The organism is Bradyrhizobium sp. WSM4873, assembly GCF_055811355.1.
This window is the reverse complement of record NZ_JBVVPS010000019.1, coordinates 1-16,269: the sequence shown is the minus strand read 5'-3', so window position 1 is coordinate 16,269 and position 16,269 is coordinate 1. Positions and strand designations below refer to the sequence as shown.

Annotated in this window: 14 protein-coding genes and 2 pseudogenes; 5 read left to right on the top strand and 11 right to left on the bottom strand. The window is 64.1% G+C overall.

Annotated elements, in window-relative coordinates:
* The first annotated feature begins 72 nt into the window (after positions 1–72).
* Positions 73–2,178, top strand: coding sequence for a S9 family peptidase (locus AC0L21_RS23500; protein ID WP_473264157.1), 2,106 nt, complete (start codon positions 73–75; stop codon positions 2,176–2,178).
* A 166-nt stretch (positions 2,179–2,344) separates the two neighbouring features.
* Here AC0L21_RS23500 and AC0L21_RS23495 read toward each other — a convergent pair whose 3' ends face one another.
* The 5 genes from AC0L21_RS23495 to AC0L21_RS23475 all read right to left on the bottom strand — a co-directional run bounded on the left by AC0L21_RS23495 (position 2,345) and on the right by AC0L21_RS23475 (position 7,579).
* Positions 2,345–3,064 carry a ribonuclease activity regulator RraA gene (locus AC0L21_RS23495; RefSeq protein WP_473264156.1) on the bottom strand — a complete coding sequence of 240 codons (720 nt, stop codon included), beginning with the start codon at positions 3,062–3,064 and terminating at the stop codon, positions 2,345–2,347.
* Between the two features lie 129 nt (positions 3,065–3,193).
* Complete coding sequence (gene araD / locus AC0L21_RS23490) at positions 3,194–4,933, bottom strand: L-arabinonate dehydratase (RefSeq protein ID WP_473264155.1); 1,740 nt, start codon at positions 4,931–4,933, stop codon at positions 3,194–3,196.
* Positions 4,930–5,787, bottom strand: a complete 858-nt coding sequence (locus AC0L21_RS23485; protein WP_473264154.1) for an ABC transporter permease — start codon at positions 5,785–5,787, stop codon at positions 4,930–4,932. Before AC0L21_RS23485 ends, araD begins: the two co-directional genes overlap by 4 nt.
* A gap of 11 nt (positions 5,788–5,798) precedes the next feature.
* Positions 5,799–6,560: an ABC transporter ATP-binding protein gene (locus AC0L21_RS23480; RefSeq protein WP_473264153.1), complete on the bottom strand. Its 762-nt coding sequence runs from the start codon at positions 6,558–6,560 to the stop codon at positions 5,799–5,801.
* On the bottom strand, positions 6,560–7,579 hold the full coding sequence (locus AC0L21_RS23475) for an ABC transporter substrate-binding protein (protein ID WP_473264152.1): 1,020 nt from the start codon (positions 7,577–7,579) through the stop codon (positions 6,560–6,562). Before AC0L21_RS23475 ends, AC0L21_RS23480 begins: the two co-directional genes overlap by 1 nt.
* A 94-nt stretch (positions 7,580–7,673) precedes the next feature.
* On the opposite strand from AC0L21_RS23475, the gene AC0L21_RS23470 reads away from it, so the two are divergent.
* From AC0L21_RS23470 to AC0L21_RS23460, 3 genes are all read left to right on the top strand, one after another.
* On the top strand, positions 7,674–8,390 hold the full coding sequence (locus AC0L21_RS23470; protein ID WP_473264151.1) for a GntR family transcriptional regulator: 717 nt from the start codon (positions 7,674–7,676) through the stop codon (positions 8,388–8,390).
* A 196-nt stretch (positions 8,391–8,586) separates the two neighbouring features.
* Entirely contained in the window at positions 8,587–9,015 is a 429-nt protein-coding gene (locus AC0L21_RS23465) for a response regulator (protein ID WP_473264150.1), read from the top strand.
* The gene (locus tag AC0L21_RS23460) at positions 8,993–12,589 is read left to right on the top strand and encodes a PAS domain S-box protein (RefSeq protein WP_473264149.1); all 3,597 of its coding nucleotides are present in this window, start codon (positions 8,993–8,995) and stop codon (positions 12,587–12,589) included. Before AC0L21_RS23465 ends, AC0L21_RS23460 begins: the two co-directional genes overlap by 23 nt.
* A gap of 122 nt (positions 12,590–12,711) precedes the next feature.
* Here the strand turns inward: AC0L21_RS23460 and AC0L21_RS23455 are convergent, their stop codons facing one another.
* On the bottom strand, positions 12,712–13,347 hold the full coding sequence (locus tag AC0L21_RS23455; RefSeq protein WP_007604420.1) for a response regulator transcription factor: 636 nt from the start codon (positions 13,345–13,347) through the stop codon (positions 12,712–12,714).
* A 150-nt stretch (positions 13,348–13,497) separates the two neighbouring features.
* Here AC0L21_RS23455 and AC0L21_RS23450 point away from each other — a divergent pair.
* Positions 13,498–13,779, top strand: a pseudogene (locus AC0L21_RS23450) (hypothetical protein); the annotation flags it as partial.
* A gap of 62 nt (positions 13,780–13,841) precedes the next feature.
* On the opposite strand, the gene AC0L21_RS23445 reads toward AC0L21_RS23450, so the two are convergent.
* The 5 genes and pseudogenes from AC0L21_RS23445 to AC0L21_RS23425 form a co-directional block, all read right to left on the bottom strand.
* Entirely contained in the window at positions 13,842–14,345 is a 504-nt protein-coding gene (locus tag AC0L21_RS23445; RefSeq protein ID WP_473264148.1) for a response regulator, read from the bottom strand.
* A 141-nt stretch (positions 14,346–14,486) separates the two neighbouring features.
* A complete protein-coding gene (locus AC0L21_RS23440; RefSeq protein WP_007598957.1) occupies positions 14,487–14,804 on the bottom strand; it encodes a hypothetical protein in 318 nt (105 codons plus the stop codon).
* Between the two features lie 2 nt (positions 14,805–14,806).
* Positions 14,807–15,688 (bottom strand): CheR family methyltransferase, encoded by an 882-nt coding sequence (locus AC0L21_RS23435; protein WP_275174421.1) that lies wholly within the window; start codon positions 15,686–15,688, stop codon positions 14,807–14,809.
* Between the two features lie 60 nt (positions 15,689–15,748).
* A complete protein-coding gene (locus AC0L21_RS23430; protein WP_007598955.1) occupies positions 15,749–16,135 on the bottom strand; it encodes a response regulator in 387 nt (128 codons plus the stop codon).
* A gap of 30 nt (positions 16,136–16,165) precedes the next feature.
* Positions 16,166–16,269: pseudogene (locus AC0L21_RS23425) on the bottom strand (chemotaxis protein CheW); the annotation flags it as partial.

The following is a 16,269-nucleotide window of genomic DNA, read 5'->3' as shown; positions in this document are numbered from 1 at the left end:
GCCCGCAGCGATGCTGGCAATTCGTGGAATCGGGACGATATAAGGTGAAACACGCATCTGAATGAGGATCGAGTGACACAAGCCAAAACACCTTCCCAGCCCCCCGTCGCGCCGCGCCGGCCGCATTCGTTCACGCGGCACGGGATCACCGTGACCGACGACTATGCCTGGCTGAAGGACGAGAAATGGCAGGAGGTGCTGCGCGATCCCGCGGTGCTCGATCCCGACATCCGCAGATATCTCGACGCAGAAAATGACTACACCGAGAGCCTGCTCGGCCATACCGCGGCCCTCCAGAAGACGCTGGTGCGCGAGATGCGGGGGCGGATCAAGGAGGACGATTCCAGCGTGCCGTCGCCGGATGGTCCCTTCGCCTATTTCCGCAAGTTCCGCGAAGGCGGCCAGCACGAGCTGTTCGGCCGCATGCCGCGCGATGGCGGCGAAGGCCACATCGTGCTCGACGGCGATGCGCTCGCCAAGGACCACACCTATTTCAAATTCGGCGGCAGCCGGCACTCGAACGACCACAGGCTGCAGGCCTGGAGCGCCGACACCAAAGGCTCGGAGTATTTCTCCATCCGCGTGCGCGACTGGGCGACCGGAAACGACCTTGACGACGTCGTCGAGGAGACCGACGGCGGCGTGGTCTGGAGCAAGGACGCCACGTCGTTCTTCTACGTGAAGCTCGACGACAATCATCGCCCGATGCAGGTGTGGCGGCACAAGCTCGGCACTGGGCAGGCCGACGACACGCTGGTCTACGAAGAGCAGGATTCCGGCTGGTTCACCCATTTGCACGAGAGCACCAGCGGCCGCTTCTGCGTGATCGCGGGCGGCGACCACGAGACCTCGGAACAGCGGCTGATCGACCTCGCCCATCCCGACGCACCGCCGCGCCTTGTCGCGGCACGCGAGGAAGGCGTGCAATATTCGCTCGCCGACCGTGGCGACGAACTGTTCATCCTCACCAACGCCGACGACGCGATCGACTTCAAGATCGTCACCGCGCCGCTCGCTTCCCCCGAGCGCAGGAACTGGCGCGATCTGATCCCGTATCGCCCGGGCATCTATATCATCGACCTCGATCTCTATGCCAGCCACATGGTGCGGCTGGAGCGCGCCAATGCGCTGCCGTCGATCGTGATCCGCGACCTCGCGACCAAGGAGGAGCACGCCATCGCGTTCGACGAGGCGGCCTATTCGCTGGATACAATGGGCTCCTATGAATTCGAGACGACGAATTTGCGTTTCGCCTATTCGTCGATGACGACGCCGTCGGAAGTCTATGATTACGACATGGTCAAGCGGACGCGCACCCTGCGCAAGCGGCAGGAGATTCCGTCCGGCCACAATGCGGCCGACTACGTCACGACGCGCATCATGGCGAAGGCGCATGACGGGGCCGAGGTGCCGGTCTCGATCCTCCATCGGCGCGGGCTTACGCTCGACGGCGCGGCGCCGCTTCTGCTCTACGGCTACGGCTCCTATGGCATGGCGATGCCGGCCTCGTTCAGCGCCAACCGGCTGTCGCTGGTCGATCGCGGCTTCATCTACGCCATCGCCCATATCCGCGGCGGCGCCGACAAGGGCTGGGGCTGGTATCTCGACGGCAAGCGCGAGAAGAAGACGAATTCGTTCGACGATTTCTCAGCCAGCGCCCGCGCGCTGATCGACGCGAAATACACCAGCGCAAAACGCATCGTCGGCCACGGCGGCTCGGCCGGCGGCATGCTGATGGGGGCGGTCGCCAACCGCGCCGGTGAATTGTTCGCCGGCATCGTCGCCGAAGTGCCGTTCGTCGACGTGCTCAACACCATGCTCGACGACACGCTGCCGCTGACGCCGCCGGAATGGCCGGAATGGGGCAACCCGATCGAGAGCGAGAAGGATTTCCGCACCATCCTGTCGTATTCGCCCTACGACAACGTCGCGGCGAAAGACTATCCCGCGATCCTGGCGATGGGTGGCCTGACCGATCCGCGCGTCACCTATTGGGAGCCCGCCAAATGGATCGCACGCCTGCGCGCGACTATGAGCGACGGCGGCCCGGTGCTACTCCGCACCAACATGGGCGCCGGCCACGGCGGCGCCTCGGGACGCTTCAACCGGCTGGATGAAGTCGCGATCGTCTATGCGTTCGCGCTCTGGGCGGCGGGGATGGCGGAGGCCGGGGTGTAGGCCACGCTCTCCCTGGTCGTCCTGGCGAAAGCCAGGGCCCATACCGCGTGATCTATCCGACAAAGGTCGGTGTCAGTACCGCGCGAAAAGACGACTACTCCCTGGGGTGATGGGTCCTGGCATTCGCCAGGACGACGACAGAGATTGTGGGACGAGTTGCCGGCCTTTACCTTCCGTTCGCCTTCCGCCATGCGGCGAAGTCGGTCAGCGTCTGCGGGTCCGTCGCGGGATAGAGACCGAAAATGCCGCGGCCCCTGTTGACTTCCTCGGTGACGAAGTCCTCGAACGCGGTCATCTCGAAGGTCTCGTTGGCGATCTCGTCAGCGAGATGCGCGGGAATTACGATCACGCCGTCGCTGTCGCCGAGAATGACGTCGCCGGGAAACACCGGCGCATCGCCGCAGCCAATGGGAACGTTGATCTCGATGGCGTGATGCAGCGTCAGATTCGTCGGCGCGCTCGGGCGGTGGTGGTAGGCGGGGATACCGAGCTTGGCGATCTCGGCCGAGTCGCGAAAGCCGCCGTCAGTGACGACACCGGCGACACCGCGCTTCATCAGCCGCGTGACCAGGATTGCGCCGGCGGAAGCGGCGCGTGCGTCCTTGCGGCTGTCCATCACCAGCACGCTGCCAGCCGGGCAATCCTCGACCGCCTTGCGCTGCGGATGGGAGCGGTCCTTAAAGACCTCGATGGTGTTGAGGTCCTCGCGGGCCGGCATATAGCGCAGCGTGAAGGCTTCACCGACCATCGTCGGCTGGCCGGCGCTGAGCGGGTGCACGTCCTGGATCATCTGGATGCGCAGGCCGCGCTTGAACAGCGCGGTTGCGACCGTGGCGGTGGAAACGGATTTGAGCTTGGTGCGGGTGGCTTCACTGAGTTTTGTCATTGCATTGGCTCTCTCTTTTCTCATTCCGGGGCGCGCATAGCGCGAACCCGGAATCCATCGGGCGGCACAGACTGCGGCCCAATGGATTCCGGGCTCATCGCTTTGCGATGCCCCGGAATGACAGGGTCATCAGTAAATCGAGGGCTCGCCGATCGGCGCGCCGAAATCGGTCTCGAGGAAATCGAAGTCGCAACCGTCATTGGCCTGCTTGATGTGCTTGGTGAACATCCAGCCATAGCCGCGCTCGAAGCGGCGCTCGGGCTGCTTCCAGGCGGCGCGGCGCTTTTCTAGCTCGGCCTCGGACACATCGAGATTGATGGTGCGGGCGGCAACATCAAGCGTGATGCGGTCGCCGTTTCGCACCAGTGCCAGCGGCCCGCCGACATAGGATTCGGGCGCAACGTGCAAAATGCAGGCGCCGTAGCTGGTGCCGCTCATGCGCGCATCGGAGATCCGCACCATGTCGCGGACGCCCTGCTTCACGAGCTTGGTCGGGATCGGCAGCATGCCCCATTCCGGCATGCCCGGTCCGCCCTGCGGCCCCGCATTGCGCAAGATGAGGATGTGATCCTCGGTGACGTCGAGATCGGGATCGTCGACCGCCTTTTTCATCGACGGATAGTCGTCGAACACCAGCGCGGGCCCGGTGTGCTTGAGGAAGCGCGGCGCGCAGGCGCTCGGCTTGATGACGCAGCCGTCGGGCGCGAGATTGCCCTTGAGCACGGCGAGCGCGCCTTCCTTGTAGATGGGATTGTCGATCGAGCGGATCACATCGTCATTGTGGACATCGGCGCCATCGATGTTCTCGCCCACGGTCTTACCGGTGACGGTGATGCAGTCGAGATGCAGATGCGGCTTGATCTGCCCCATCAGGGCCGGCAGGCCGCCGGCATAGAAGAAGTCCTCCATCAGATAGGCATCGCCGCTCGGCCGCACATTGGCGATGACGGGCACCTTGCGGCTCGCAATCTCGAAATCGTCGAGGCCGATGTCGAGGCCGGCGCGGCGAGCCTGCGCGATCAGATGGATGATCGCATTGGTCGAACAGCCCATCGCCATCGCCACGGCGATCGCGTTCTCGAACGCCTTGCGGGTCTGGATCGTCTTGGGCGTCAGATCTTCCCAGACCATCTCGACGATGCGGCGGCCGCATTCGGAGGCCATGCGGATATGGTTGGCATCGGCGGCGGGAATGGAGGAGGCGCCCGGCAACGTCATGCCGATCGCCTCGGCAATCGCGGTCATGGTGGACGCCGTACCCATGGTCATGCAGGTGCCGTAGCTGCGTGCAATGCCGGCTTCGATGTCGAGCCAGTCCTTGTCGGAGATTTTTCCGGCGCGGCGCTCGTCCCAATATTTCCAGCCGTCCGAGCCCGAGCCGAGCGTCTTGCCCTTCCAATTGCCGCGCAGCATCGGACCTGCCGGCAGATAGATCGCCGGAATGTTCATCGAGGTGGCGCCCAGCAGCAGCGCGGGCGTGGTCTTGTCGCAGCCGCCCATCAGCACCACGCCGTCGACGGGATGGCTGCGCAGCAACTCCTCGGCGTCCATCGCCAGCAGATTGCGATAGAGCATGGTGGTCGGCTTCAACAGCGATTCCGACAGCGACAGCGCCGGCAACTCCAGCGGCAGGCCGCCGGCCATCAGGATGCCGCGCTTGACGTCGTCGACGCGCGACTTGAAATGCATGTGGCAGGGCTGCGCGTCCGACCAGGTGTTGAGGATCGCGATGATCGGGCGGTCCTTCCACTCCTCCGGCGCGTAGCCCATCTGCATGGTGCGGGAGCGATGGCCGAACGAGCGGAGATCGTCGGGTGCGAACCAGCGCGCGCTGCGGAGCTGGTCGGGCGTCAGTTTCTTCTTGGTCATGATTGGGTGCCCCATTTCTGCACGGTGTTCCGCTCGATGGCGCGGAAGATCAGGTTCTCGACAAAAAGCCCGATGATGATCACCGTCAAGAGGCCGGCGAAGACCGCAGGTATGTCGAGGAGGTTGCGGTTTTCGAAGATGAACCAGCCGAGCCCGCCCTGCCCGGAGGACACGCCGAACACCAGCTCGGCCGCGATCAGCGTGCGCCAGGCAAAGGCCCAGCCGATCTTGAGGCCGGTCAGGATCGAGCCGAACGCCGCGGGGATGAGGATTTTCGCCACGTAAGGCAGCCCGCGCAAGCCGTAATTGCGGCCGACCATGCGCAGCGTGTTGGACACGCTCTTGAAGCCGGAATGGGTGTTGAGCGCGACCGGCCACAGCACCGAATGGATCAGCACGAACACCAGACTGCCGTTGCCGAGACCGAACCAGATCAGAGCCAGCGGCAGCAGGGCGATCGCCGGCAGCGGATTGAACATCGCCGTGACCGTCTCAAGGAAATCGGTGCCGATGCGGGTCGAGATCGCAAGCACGGTGAAGATCGCGGCGAGCGCGATGCCCGCCGAATAACCCATGAACAGCACTTTGAGCGAAGCCCAGGCCCGCATCGGAATTGTGCCGTCCTTGACGCGATCGTAGAGCGTGAGGATCGTGTCGTGCAGCGTCGGAAACAGCAGGGGATTGTCGAGCGTGAGGCCATAGGCCTCCCAGACCGCCGCGAGAAACAGGATGATGACCGTCTTGCGGACAAAGCCATCGTTCCACAACAGCTCGGGCACGCTCAGCTTGCGCTCGACTTCGGCCGCGCCGCCGGCGACCGGCGCCTCACGCAGCAGGATCCTGGCTTCGCCCATCAGATGCTCCCTCAATGCGCCGTTGCTTCGGCGGCGAACAGGAGATCGTGAATCTCCTTCTCGAGCCGACCGGCACTGCCATCCTCATTGGAGACCTTGTCGACGTCGATCACCTCAGCCTTGACGCGGCCTGGATGCGGCGACAGCAGCAGGATGCGGTTGCCGATACGGATCGCTTCCGCAATCGAATGCGTCACGAACAACACGGTGAATTTGGTCTCGCTCCAGAGCTGGAGCAGCTCGTCCTGGCAGGTCCGGCGCGTCAGCGCGTCGAGCGCGGCGAACGGCTCGTCCATCAGCAGGATGTCGGGCTCCATCGCCATGCCGCGCGCGATCGCGACGCGCTGCTTCATGCCGCCGGACAGCGTGTGCGGATAGGCATCGACCACGCGTGTCAGCCCGACCTTCTCGATATAGGCCCGCGCCCGCGCTTCGGCGTCCTTGCGCGACAATTTTCGCGCGGTCAGCAGCGGAAACATCACGTTGGCCAGCACGCTCTTCCACGGCAGCAGCTGGTCGAACTCCTGGAAGATCATCATGCGATCGGCGCCCGGACCGTGGATCTCGCGATCGTTGATGGTCATGCGGCCTTCGCTCGGCGCCATGTAGCCGCCGACGGCCTTGAGCAGGGTCGACTTGCCGCAGCCGGACGGGCCGAGCAGCACGAAGCGATCGGACCTGTCGACGGTGAAGCTCACCCTTTCCGTGGCGGTGACGACGGCGCTGGAGGTCTTGTAGCGCAGCGTCACCGAGCTGACCTCGAGCAGCGCCATCAGTTGCCCTTCAGATCGTGGGCGACGGGGAGATAGTAATCAGTCCAGGCCTTGGGCTGAGTCTTCAGCGTACCGGTCTTGAACAGATGCGCGGCGAATTTCATCGTGCCCTGCGGTTCGAGATTCCACTCCATCATGCCGGGCTCCTTCAGGAGATCGAGCAGCTCTTCCACCGAGGTCTTGTCGCCGGTGATCTCCTTGTAGATCTCGACCGCCTGTCTGGTGTCGCTGCGGATCAGATCCTGCGCTTCCTTGGTCGCATCGCGCACGGCCTGGATAATTTTCGGGTTGGCATCCGCGAACTTCGTGGTGGTGAAGAACTGCGCCTGGCTGAGCGGCCCGCCCATCACGTCAGGCGACGACAGCACGACATGCGCACCCGGCACGTTCTTCAGCTCGAGGAAAGTGAACGGCGGAATCGAGAAATGGGTGTGCACCTCGTGCTTGGAATTGGACAGCGCCGCATAGGCGTCGGGATGGCCGAGCTGCACCGTGTTGACGTCCAGCTTCGACCATTGGTCGGCACCAAAGGCCTCGGCGGCAGCGATCTGGAGCACGATCGCCTGGGTCGAGACTTTTACGGTCGGCACCGCGATCTTGTCGCTGGGGCCGAAATCCCTAATCGACTTGATGTTGGCGTCGCGGCTGATCAGCGTCATCGGCTGCGCCGAGGTCGCAACGATGCCCTTGACGCCGCCGCGGGTGCGGTCCCACAGCAGTAGCAGATTGCCGGTGCCGGTGTTGAGGATGTCGACGCCGCCCGCGAGCAACGCATCGGTCTGCGCACCGCCGCCGGAGAAGGTGACCCATTTGGTGGTGACACCCGCGACCCCGAGCTGAGCTGCGTGCTTCTCGATCAGCTTCTGCTTTTCCATGATGTGGCTCGGCATGTAGAAAATGCCGGGCTGGCGTGACAGCGAGATCTCGGATTTTTGCTGCGCCTTCGCCGGCGAGGCCGTCAGCGCCGTGGCGGCGATCAGGGCGACGGCCGTGAGGCCATACTGCAATTGCTTGATCATTGTTGTTCGTTTCCTCCGGACGCCATTGACGAGCGATCTCGCTAATGCACTAATGTATTAGTGCATCAAAGGCAAGGCGGCCGGAGCTCTTCGCATGGAAACAGCCCAACCCGCGGCCCGCACGGTGGCCCGCCCCGGCGCGCGGCTCGACCGGGCCCGGCAGGCCGCACCGCAAGTGTTCGAGCGGCTGCGCAATGCCATTCTCGCGCTCGAACTGCCGCCGGGCTCGCCGCTGTCGCGCACGGATCTCGCCGCACAATTCGGCGTCAGCTCGACGCCGATCCGCGACGCCTTGATGCGGCTGGAGGAAGAAGGGCTCGTCGACGTGTTTCCACAGCACGCCACCGTCGTCAGCCGGGTCGATGTCGGTCGGGCCGAGCAGGCCCATTTCCTGCGCCAGGCGCTTGAGCTCGAAATCGTCAGGCTGCTCGCGCAGCAGCACGGCGAAGCCCTCGTCTTACGCCTCGACCACACGATCGCGCTCCAGCAGCAATTCGCCAAGGCCGGAGACTTCCAGAGCTTCATCGCCGGCGACAATGATTTTCACGCGCAGCTTTATGCCGCGGCCGACAAGCAGGAGCTCTGGACGCTGGTGCGCAGCCGTAGCGGACATATCGACCGGCTGCGCCGGCTGCATCTGCCCTCTCCCGGCAAGGCCCAGAACATCGTCCGCCACCACAAGCTGATCACGCGCGCGATCGAGGCCGGCGACGCCTATGCCGCGCAACAGCATCTGCGCAAGCACCTGTCGGGCACGCTGAGCGAGCTCGACACGATCCGGAGCCACTATCCCGAATACCTGACCGACTAGGCCTATGCGCGCGGTCGTCGCGCGCTTGTGCACGTCACCGTGCATAAGTTGCGCAAGCGATTCGCCTTTTGCGAGCAATCATCGGATCGATGGCGAAGTGCTTGCAGGCCGGATGCAATCCGCGCGACAATTTCAGAGTTGATGGTTTGATTTGCGGTCGCTGGGAAACCCCATCCGGCCCGGGAGGATACCAGACGTGGCCAACATCCTGATCGTGGATGACGATCCGGCCGTGCAGATGACGATTCGGCTGCTCCTGGAGAGGGCCGGTCATCACATCACCGTCGCCGGAGACGGCCGCAAGGGACTTGCGCTGTTCGAGGCCAGCCAGTTCGACCTGCTGTTTCTCGACATCTTCATGCCAGGCATGGACGGCCTGGAGACGATGCGCCACATCCGGGCGCTGCAGCCGGCGATTCCGATCGTCGTCATTTCCGGCCGGTCGTTCGCGCCGGACGCGTATGCTGAGCCGGACTTCCTCAAGATGGCGACCAAGCTCGGCGCGGTGGCGAGCTTGCAGAAGCCGTTCCGGGCCGACGCACTGCTTGCCGCGGTCGCTGGCAGCCTGGACGCAGCGCGGACGGCATCGGTGAGGAATCCGGATGTCAGCACCGGCCGCCGATGACAAGAACCTTCATTCTGTTCCAACCGAGCACGGGCACGGCCCTTCAGGGAGCGGTGCGAATATCCCCATGACGCTAGCTACGCGGCTCGCTATCGCGATGATCCTGCTGGTGGCGGTCACCGTGGCCGCGGTCGGCTGGCTCGGCTATCGCAACATCACCCAAGCCGTCATTCCGCGGGTCCTGGAACGGATCGAAGCCCAGTCGAGCCTGCTGGCCACCCATCTTGAATCTTACGTTGCCGGCGCTCGTGGCGATCTGCTCGGTTATCGCTCCGCCGCTGCCATCAATGGCCTGATCCGCGCTCATGTCGGTGGAGGCATCGATGCAGTCGACGGCGTTTCGGAGCAAACCTGGCGCGAGCGCATCGCCACGCGGTTCGCAGCCGAGATCGACGCGAAGCCGAGCTACGGGCAATTTCGAATCATCGGCCTTGACGACGACCAGCGCGAACTGGTCCGCGTCGATCGCGCCGGCCCTAACGGAGCCGCACGGATTGTCCCCAACGGCGAACTCGAACGCAAGAGCGAACGAACGTACTTCCAGGAGACGATTCGATTGGCGCCGGGCGACATCTATGTTTCGCCCGTCGATCTCGCCACCCGGCAAGGAGGAACCACGGACCCTCACATTCCGACGTTGCGCGTCGCGACGCCGCTGTTCACGCCTGATAGCAAGCCGTTCGGCATCATCATTGCCAATATCGACATGCGTCCCGCACTCGACCGCGTCCGCTCGACCGCGAGCGCCGGGGGAGACATCTATGTCGTGAATTCGCGTGGCGACTATCTGGTCCATCCCGATCGCGCGCGGGAATTCGGTACATTGCATGGCAACGCCAACGATTGGCGCCGGGACTTTCCTTTCTTTGCAGCCCGGGCCGGCCAGCCGCAAGGATCCACGCAGCTGACGAGCGACCGGTCGGGCCGGCCGAGTGGAGCGGCGATCGCACCGGCGCTGCTTGCCGGCAAGGAGTGGTTGGCTATCATCGAGACGGCCCCCGCATCCGTGTTCAGCCGCGTTCCGGCGGCCATTCAAAAAACCTCCTCGCTGGTCGGCCTGCTTGCCGTTCTTGCCGCAGCTTTGCTTGCGGTGTTGCTGGCGCGCTCATTGACGCGGCCGATCGGGCGTTTGACCGCGGCGGTGGAGGCGATCGGCAGCGGACGGCGCGCCGATATTCCCGTCGATGCGAGCGGAGAGACAGGCGTGCTGGCGCGGGCATTTGCTCAGATGGTCGACGAAACGAGAGCGAAGACGGCCGCTCTTGAACGCGAGATCCAGGAGCATCGCCGCACCGAGGCCGCGCGAAGCCATCATGAAGCGCGCGAGCGCTTGTTCAGCGCCGCCGTAGAATCCTCCGACGACGCGATCGTGATGCAATCGCTCGACGCCGTCATCACCGGCTGGAATGCCGCCGCCGAGCGCCTCTACGGCTATTCGGCGGATGAGGCGATCGGGAAATCCACCTCGATCATCGTCCCGCCCGACCGACGCGAGCAAGGCAAGGACTATTTGCAGCGGCTCGCCCGGGGTCAACCGATCGAACGCTTCGAGACCGTGCGCCTGCGCAAGGATGGCACGCCGGTCGAAATCTCACTCAGCCTGTCCCCGATCAGAGGCCCGTCGGGCGAGATCGTGGGCGCCTCCGGCACGGCGCGCAGCCTGACCGAGGCGCGGCGGGCCGAGCGGGCGCTGCAGCAGCAACTCGAGGAACGGCGCCAGATCTTCGAGACCTCGCAGGATCTGATCATGGTGATGGACGCGCACGGCCACATCGCGCAGATCAGTCCGAGCAGCGAGGCCATTATCGGTTACCGGCCGGAGCAGATGATCGGCCGCAGCGGCGCCGATTTCATTCATCCCGGCCATCTCGACCAGTCGCGCGACGAGATGCGCGCGCTCAGGCGCGGCGAGCGGCTGAAGCTCGCCGACACCCGCTGCTTCCACAAGGACGGACGCGAAGTCTGGCTGTCCTGGCTCGGCAGCTGGTCCGACCATGCCCAGCGCTACTTCTTTGTCGGGCGCGACATGACGGAGGCGAGGCTTGCACAGGAGTCGTTGCGGGAGAGCGAACAGCTTGCGCGCAACATCGTCGAGACCTCGCTCGACGCTTTCACCCAAACCGACCAGGCCGGTGCCATCCTGAGTTGGAACTCGCAAGCCGAGAAGCTCTTCGGATGGGCGCGTGAGGAAGCAATCGGCAAGAATGCGATCGAGCTTTTCGTCGCCCCCAGTGAGCGGGAAAGCGTCAGGGCCAGACTCAAGCTCTTTCTCGAATCCGAGCAACAATCCCTCGCCAATCCACGTCGCGAACTCTTGGTACGGCGGCGCGATGGCAAGGAATTCAGGGCCGAGCTCAGCGTCACGGCGCTCCGGCGACGCGAAGGTGTCCTCTTCAATTCGTTTTACCGCGACCTGACCGACAAGATCGCGGCCGACGAGCGCATCCGCCAGGCCGAGAAGATGGAGGCGGTCGGCCAGCTCACCGGCGGCGTGGCGCACGACTTCAACAACATCCTCACCGTCATCACCGGAACGATCGAGATCCTGGCCGACGCGGTGGCCAAGGAGCCGGAGCTCGCGGCGATCACGAAGATGATCGACGAGGCCGCCGGGCGTGGCGCCGAGCTGACGCAGCATCTGCTGGCGTTTGCGCGCAAGCAGCCGCTCCAGCCGCGCGAAATCGATGTCAACGCACTGATCATCGACACCGCGAAACTATTGCGGCCGACGCTGGGCGAGCAGATCCATGTCGAATCCGTGTTCGAGAACGAGAACTGCGTCGCGATCGTCGATCCCAGCCAGCTCACCACCGCGATCCTCAACCTCGCGCTCAATGCCCGCGATGCCATGCCGGGCGGCGGCAAGCTGATCGTGGAGACGGGCGCGGCCTATCTCGACGAGATCTATGCCAGCGTCAACGACGTCCCGCCGGGACACTACGTGCTGATCGCCGTGAGCGACACCGGCAGCGGAATTCCCGCCAACATGCTGGCCAGGGTGTTCGACCCCTTCTTCACCTCGAAGGGACCGGGCAAGGGCACCGGACTCGGGCTTTCGATGGTCTACGGCTTCATCAAGCAGTCCGCGGGCCATATCAAGATCTACAGCGAGGAAGGCCACGGCACCACGATCAAGATGTACTTGCCGCCCGGCAAGACGCCGACGGTGGTCGGCGAGGGCGTGACGCCGGCGAGCATCGAGGGCGGACACGAGACGATCCTCGTGGTCGAGGACGACCGGCTGGTGCGCGACTACGTGCTGGCCCAGCTGCATTCGCTCGGCTACGTCACCTTGCAGGCTGCGAACGCCGCGGAGGCGCTCGCAATCGTCGCCGCCGGAAAACCGTTCGACCTCCTGTTCACCGACGTCATCATGCCCGGCAAGATGAACGGACGGCAGCTCGCCGACGAACTGCAGAGAACGCGCCCCGATCTCCGGGTGCTCTACACGTCCGGCTATACCGAGAACGCGATCATCCATCACGGCCGGCTGGATTCGGGCGTTCTGCTACTAGCGAAGCCCTATCGCAAATCCGATCTGGCGCGGGCTATCCGCAAGGCGTTGAGCAGTTGATGGCGCGTCGGGCTGGGTGAGAACCCGTAGCGCGGGTGAGCGAAGCGATACCCGGGAACACGACGAGCCACGTCCCGGATGTCGCTTCGCTCATCCGGGCTACGAAATGTCACCCACGGAATTTACGACGCGCGCTGCGCCGCGGTCATCACGATCCGGATCAGATCGGCGGCATTGCGCGCACCGAGCTTCTTCATGATGTTGGCGCGGTGGTCCTCGATGGTGCGCGGGCTGATGCCGAGCGTGCGGCCGGCCTCCTTGTTGGAGGCGCCGGCGGCGAACTGCTCGAGCACCTCGCGCTCCCTGCGCGTCAACGGCTCGCGCCCGGGGAAATGCAGCGAGCCGAACTTCGGCGCTGCGTTCTCCGACTGCCTGCGTGCATAGGCGCCGATCGCCTCGTCGAGCCGGCCGACGATCTCGCTGCCGCGGAACGGCTTCTCGATGAAGTCGAGCGCGCCGCTCTTGATGGCCCCCACCGCCATCGCGATATCGCCCTGTCCGGAGATCATGAAGATCGGTGCCGGATAGTCTTCGCCGTGCAGCTCATTGAGAATATCGAGGCCCGACTTGCCGGGAATGTGCACGTCGAGCAGGACCGCTGCAGGTGTGCGGCTTCGCGCGACGGAGAGCAATGCTGCGCCGTCCGCAAAACAGATCACCTCATAGCCCGCCGCCTTCAACACCATCGACAAGGTGTCGCGAACGGCAGCGTCGTCGTCGACCACGAAGATTTCACCGCGAGAGCTTTGTTCGGCCATGTGCCACACATCCGGTTGGCATGAAGGACTCGCGTCCGCCCCAACCGTTATGGCGTTCGGCGCGGATTCGGCCCACCGTATTTGTACGGGACATGGACTTAACGCACAAGTAGCGGCAAGGCGCCTAATTGCAGAGGACAGAGAATATCCATGCTAAATCGGGCCGCTACGCCGCCTCTCGTCGCAATGCCCGAAGTCGAGAGCCGTGAGCTGATTGCGGCTGACCTTCGCATGCTGATCTCGCAGATCGAGACCAATATGCGCCGGACCGCCACAGCCATGGATCAAGAACACGGCAGCGATCCGGAAGGTTCCGCCGACGTTTTCGTGCTTGACGACGTCACATCCCGGTATGCCATGGCGATCGCCGCTCTCGACGCCTGCCGGGCGAACCTTGCCCACGCCGTTAATTGCCTGTCGGAAACCGGCAGCACGGTCCAGATCGTGGTTGCTGCGGCGCGACGACCGCATTCATCGCATGGCAGGCCGGCGGCTCAGGCGCGGTGCCGCTCCACGATCGCGTCGGTGGCGACACCACCCCAGGTGTGCATCGCCGGCAGGCCCATCGCAGTCTTGCCGAGATTGGCGAGGCTGATGCGCAACGCGGCCAGATCCAGCGGCTTGGGCAGGCTCTGGAGCTCGATCCCGACGGAACGGGCGAAGCTGCGAGCCGCGCTGCGGCGCTTGCCATCCATGCCGCTGATGACGATCACGGCGCCGCCAAATTTCGCCTTGGCCATCTCGCCCAGCACGTCGATGCCGTCGCCATCCTCCAGCAGGAGATCGAGTGTCACGCAGTCGAAGCGCGCAGTGCGGAGTTTTTCGATCGCTGCGGCCACGGACGGCGCCACGGTGACTTCATGGCCGGCCTGCTTGGCCGCGACCGTGATCAGGCTGCGCTGGGTGGCGTCGTCATCGACCACCAGAAGCTGAAGTGCGCGCCGCTCGGCGCCGTCGGGCAGGTTTGACGGGAGAGGGGAAAAAGAGCTTCTGGGCATTGCGGTATCCTGAGATTGAGACCGGCAATGCATACACGGCTCGCGCTTAGGCGACGTAAAGTCGCTACGGCAAATTCAGTCGGATGTTTCAGCAAATGTGAACCAACTTCGCGGCAAACGGCGACGAGACGCACGTGACGATCACGCTGCCTCGTCACGGCCACCGGCGGCGCCGCGCTTCTTCCGGTTCTTGCCACGCAGGAATTGGATGTCCATTTCGACGCCATTGACGCGCACCAGTTCACAGCGGCGGTAGGCAAGCCCGGTGGACGACAGCAGCAGGAAGAACTCCTTGAGGTTCAGGCCCTGAATCGAGCCTTCCACCGTCAGGATGGCGTCGGTGTCGGAGATCGCGTTGAGCTTGCAGTCGCGGCGCCAGGTGCCGTCGATGGCCATGATGCAGACATCATAGCCGCGACTGAACGTCACGCGTTCCGCGCCCTTGCCATCCTCGGCCATGCCTATCGTCCTGCCATGACCGCTACGCGCGGCGCTGCGCCGGCAAGAGCCGGCTTGGCGGCCGCGGCACGCGGGTCGTTCGGCTTGTAGAGACCGCGCCGCTCCGGAATCGGCCTGAACGTGTCGGTCAGTCCGACCACCGTTTCGGCCGCGCCAAGCACCAGGAAACCGTCTCCCTCGATCTGGCGAGCCAGCCGGTTGAAGATGTTGATCTTGGTGTCCTGATCGAAATAGATCAGGACGTTGCGGCAGAAGATGACGTCGAAGGTGCCGAGCTGAGCGAAATCGTGCAGCAGATTGAGCTGCCGGTGCTGGATCATCGCCCGCAGCTCGGGATTGATCTGCCAGGTCTCGCCGGTCTGCTTGAAATATTTCATCAGCATCTGGATCGGCAGCCCGCGCTGCACTTCGAACTGGCTGTAGATGCCGGCCTTGGCCTTCTCGAGCACCTCCTGCGACAGATCGGTCGCGATGATCTCGACCCGCCAGCCGGTCAGGGCCGCACCCATCTCCTTCAGGCTCATCGCCAGCGAATAGGGCTCCTGCCCGGTCGAGCCGGCGGCGCACCAGATGCGCACGCTGCGACGGCCGGCGCGGGCCTTGATGATCTCCGGCATGATGGTGTCGCGGAAATGATCGAACGGGACCTTGTCGCGAAAGAAGAAAGTCTCGTTGGTGGTCATCGCCTCGACCACGCTGGTGACGAGCGCGCCCGAGCCAGCGCCTTGCAGCTTCTGCACGAGCTCCCCGATGCCAGAGATCCCGGCCTTGCGCGCCAGCGGCAACAGCCGGCTTTCAATCAGATATTGCTTGTCTGCGGACAGATCGAGCCCGGAATGATCCCTCAGGAACTTACGCAGATACTCATACTCGGTCGGGGTCACGGATAGGCCTCTCGGAAGCTGTACTGGGAACACTCTGGCTGGAACACTCCGCCAGATAACTCAGACCATGGCTTGTCCGACCGGAATCAAGCCGACTTCAGCGAATTTGTCGGCGATGATGTCTTTGTCGAAGGGCTTCATGATGTACTCGTTGGCGCCGCCGCTGAGCGCCTGAGCGATATGAGCTACGTTATTTTCGGTGGTGCAGAACACCACCTTGGGCTGGTCGCCACCCGGCAGGCGGCGCATGTGGCCCATGAATTCGAAGCCGTCCATCACCGGCATGTTCCAGTCCAGCAGCACCGCGTCGGGCAGCTTGTGCTGACAGACCTCGAGCGCCTTGGAGCCGTCCTCGGCCTCCGTGACTTCGAATTCCAGGCCTTCCAGGATCCGGCGTGCGATCTTGCGCACGACGCTGGAATCATCGACCACCAAGCACGTCTTCATTTTGGTTCTCCCGCTTCGATGTTTTTGGGCTCACGCAGCCATTTGCACTTCGGTTTTGAGCTCGAGGACGCGATCGACGTCGAGGACGACCATGAGCTGGCCGTCGAGACGGTGGACACCGCCGGCGAGCTTGG

Coding starts and splice junctions, on each gene's coding strand:
- AC0L21_RS23440 (WP_007598957.1), bottom strand. CDS start 14,804: ATGGCCGAGGATGGCAAGGGCGCGGAACGCGTGACGTTCAGTCGCGGC.
- araD (WP_473264155.1), bottom strand. CDS start 4,933: ATGACCAAGAAGAAACTGACGCCCGACCAGCTCCGCAGCGCGCGCTGG.
- AC0L21_RS23470 (WP_473264151.1), top strand. CDS start 7,674: ATGGAAACAGCCCAACCCGCGGCCCGCACGGTGGCCCGCCCCGGCGCG.
- AC0L21_RS23460 (WP_473264149.1), top strand. CDS start 8,993: ATGTCAGCACCGGCCGCCGATGACAAGAACCTTCATTCTGTTCCAACC.
- AC0L21_RS23475 (WP_473264152.1), bottom strand. CDS start 7,579: ATGATCAAGCAATTGCAGTATGGCCTCACGGCCGTCGCCCTGATCGCC.
- AC0L21_RS23455 (WP_007604420.1), bottom strand. CDS start 13,347: ATGGCCGAACAAAGCTCTCGCGGTGAAATCTTCGTGGTCGACGACGAC.
- AC0L21_RS23485 (WP_473264154.1), bottom strand. CDS start 5,787: ATGGGCGAAGCCAGGATCCTGCTGCGTGAGGCGCCGGTCGCCGGCGGC.
- AC0L21_RS23445 (WP_473264148.1), bottom strand. CDS start 14,345: ATGCCCAGAAGCTCTTTTTCCCCTCTCCCGTCAAACCTGCCCGACGGC.
- AC0L21_RS23495 (WP_473264156.1), bottom strand. CDS start 3,064: ATGACAAAACTCAGTGAAGCCACCCGCACCAAGCTCAAATCCGTTTCC.
- AC0L21_RS23430 (WP_007598955.1), bottom strand. CDS start 16,135: ATGAAGACGTGCTTGGTGGTCGATGATTCCAGCGTCGTGCGCAAGATC.
- AC0L21_RS23480 (WP_473264153.1), bottom strand. CDS start 6,560: ATGGCGCTGCTCGAGGTCAGCTCGGTGACGCTGCGCTACAAGACCTCC.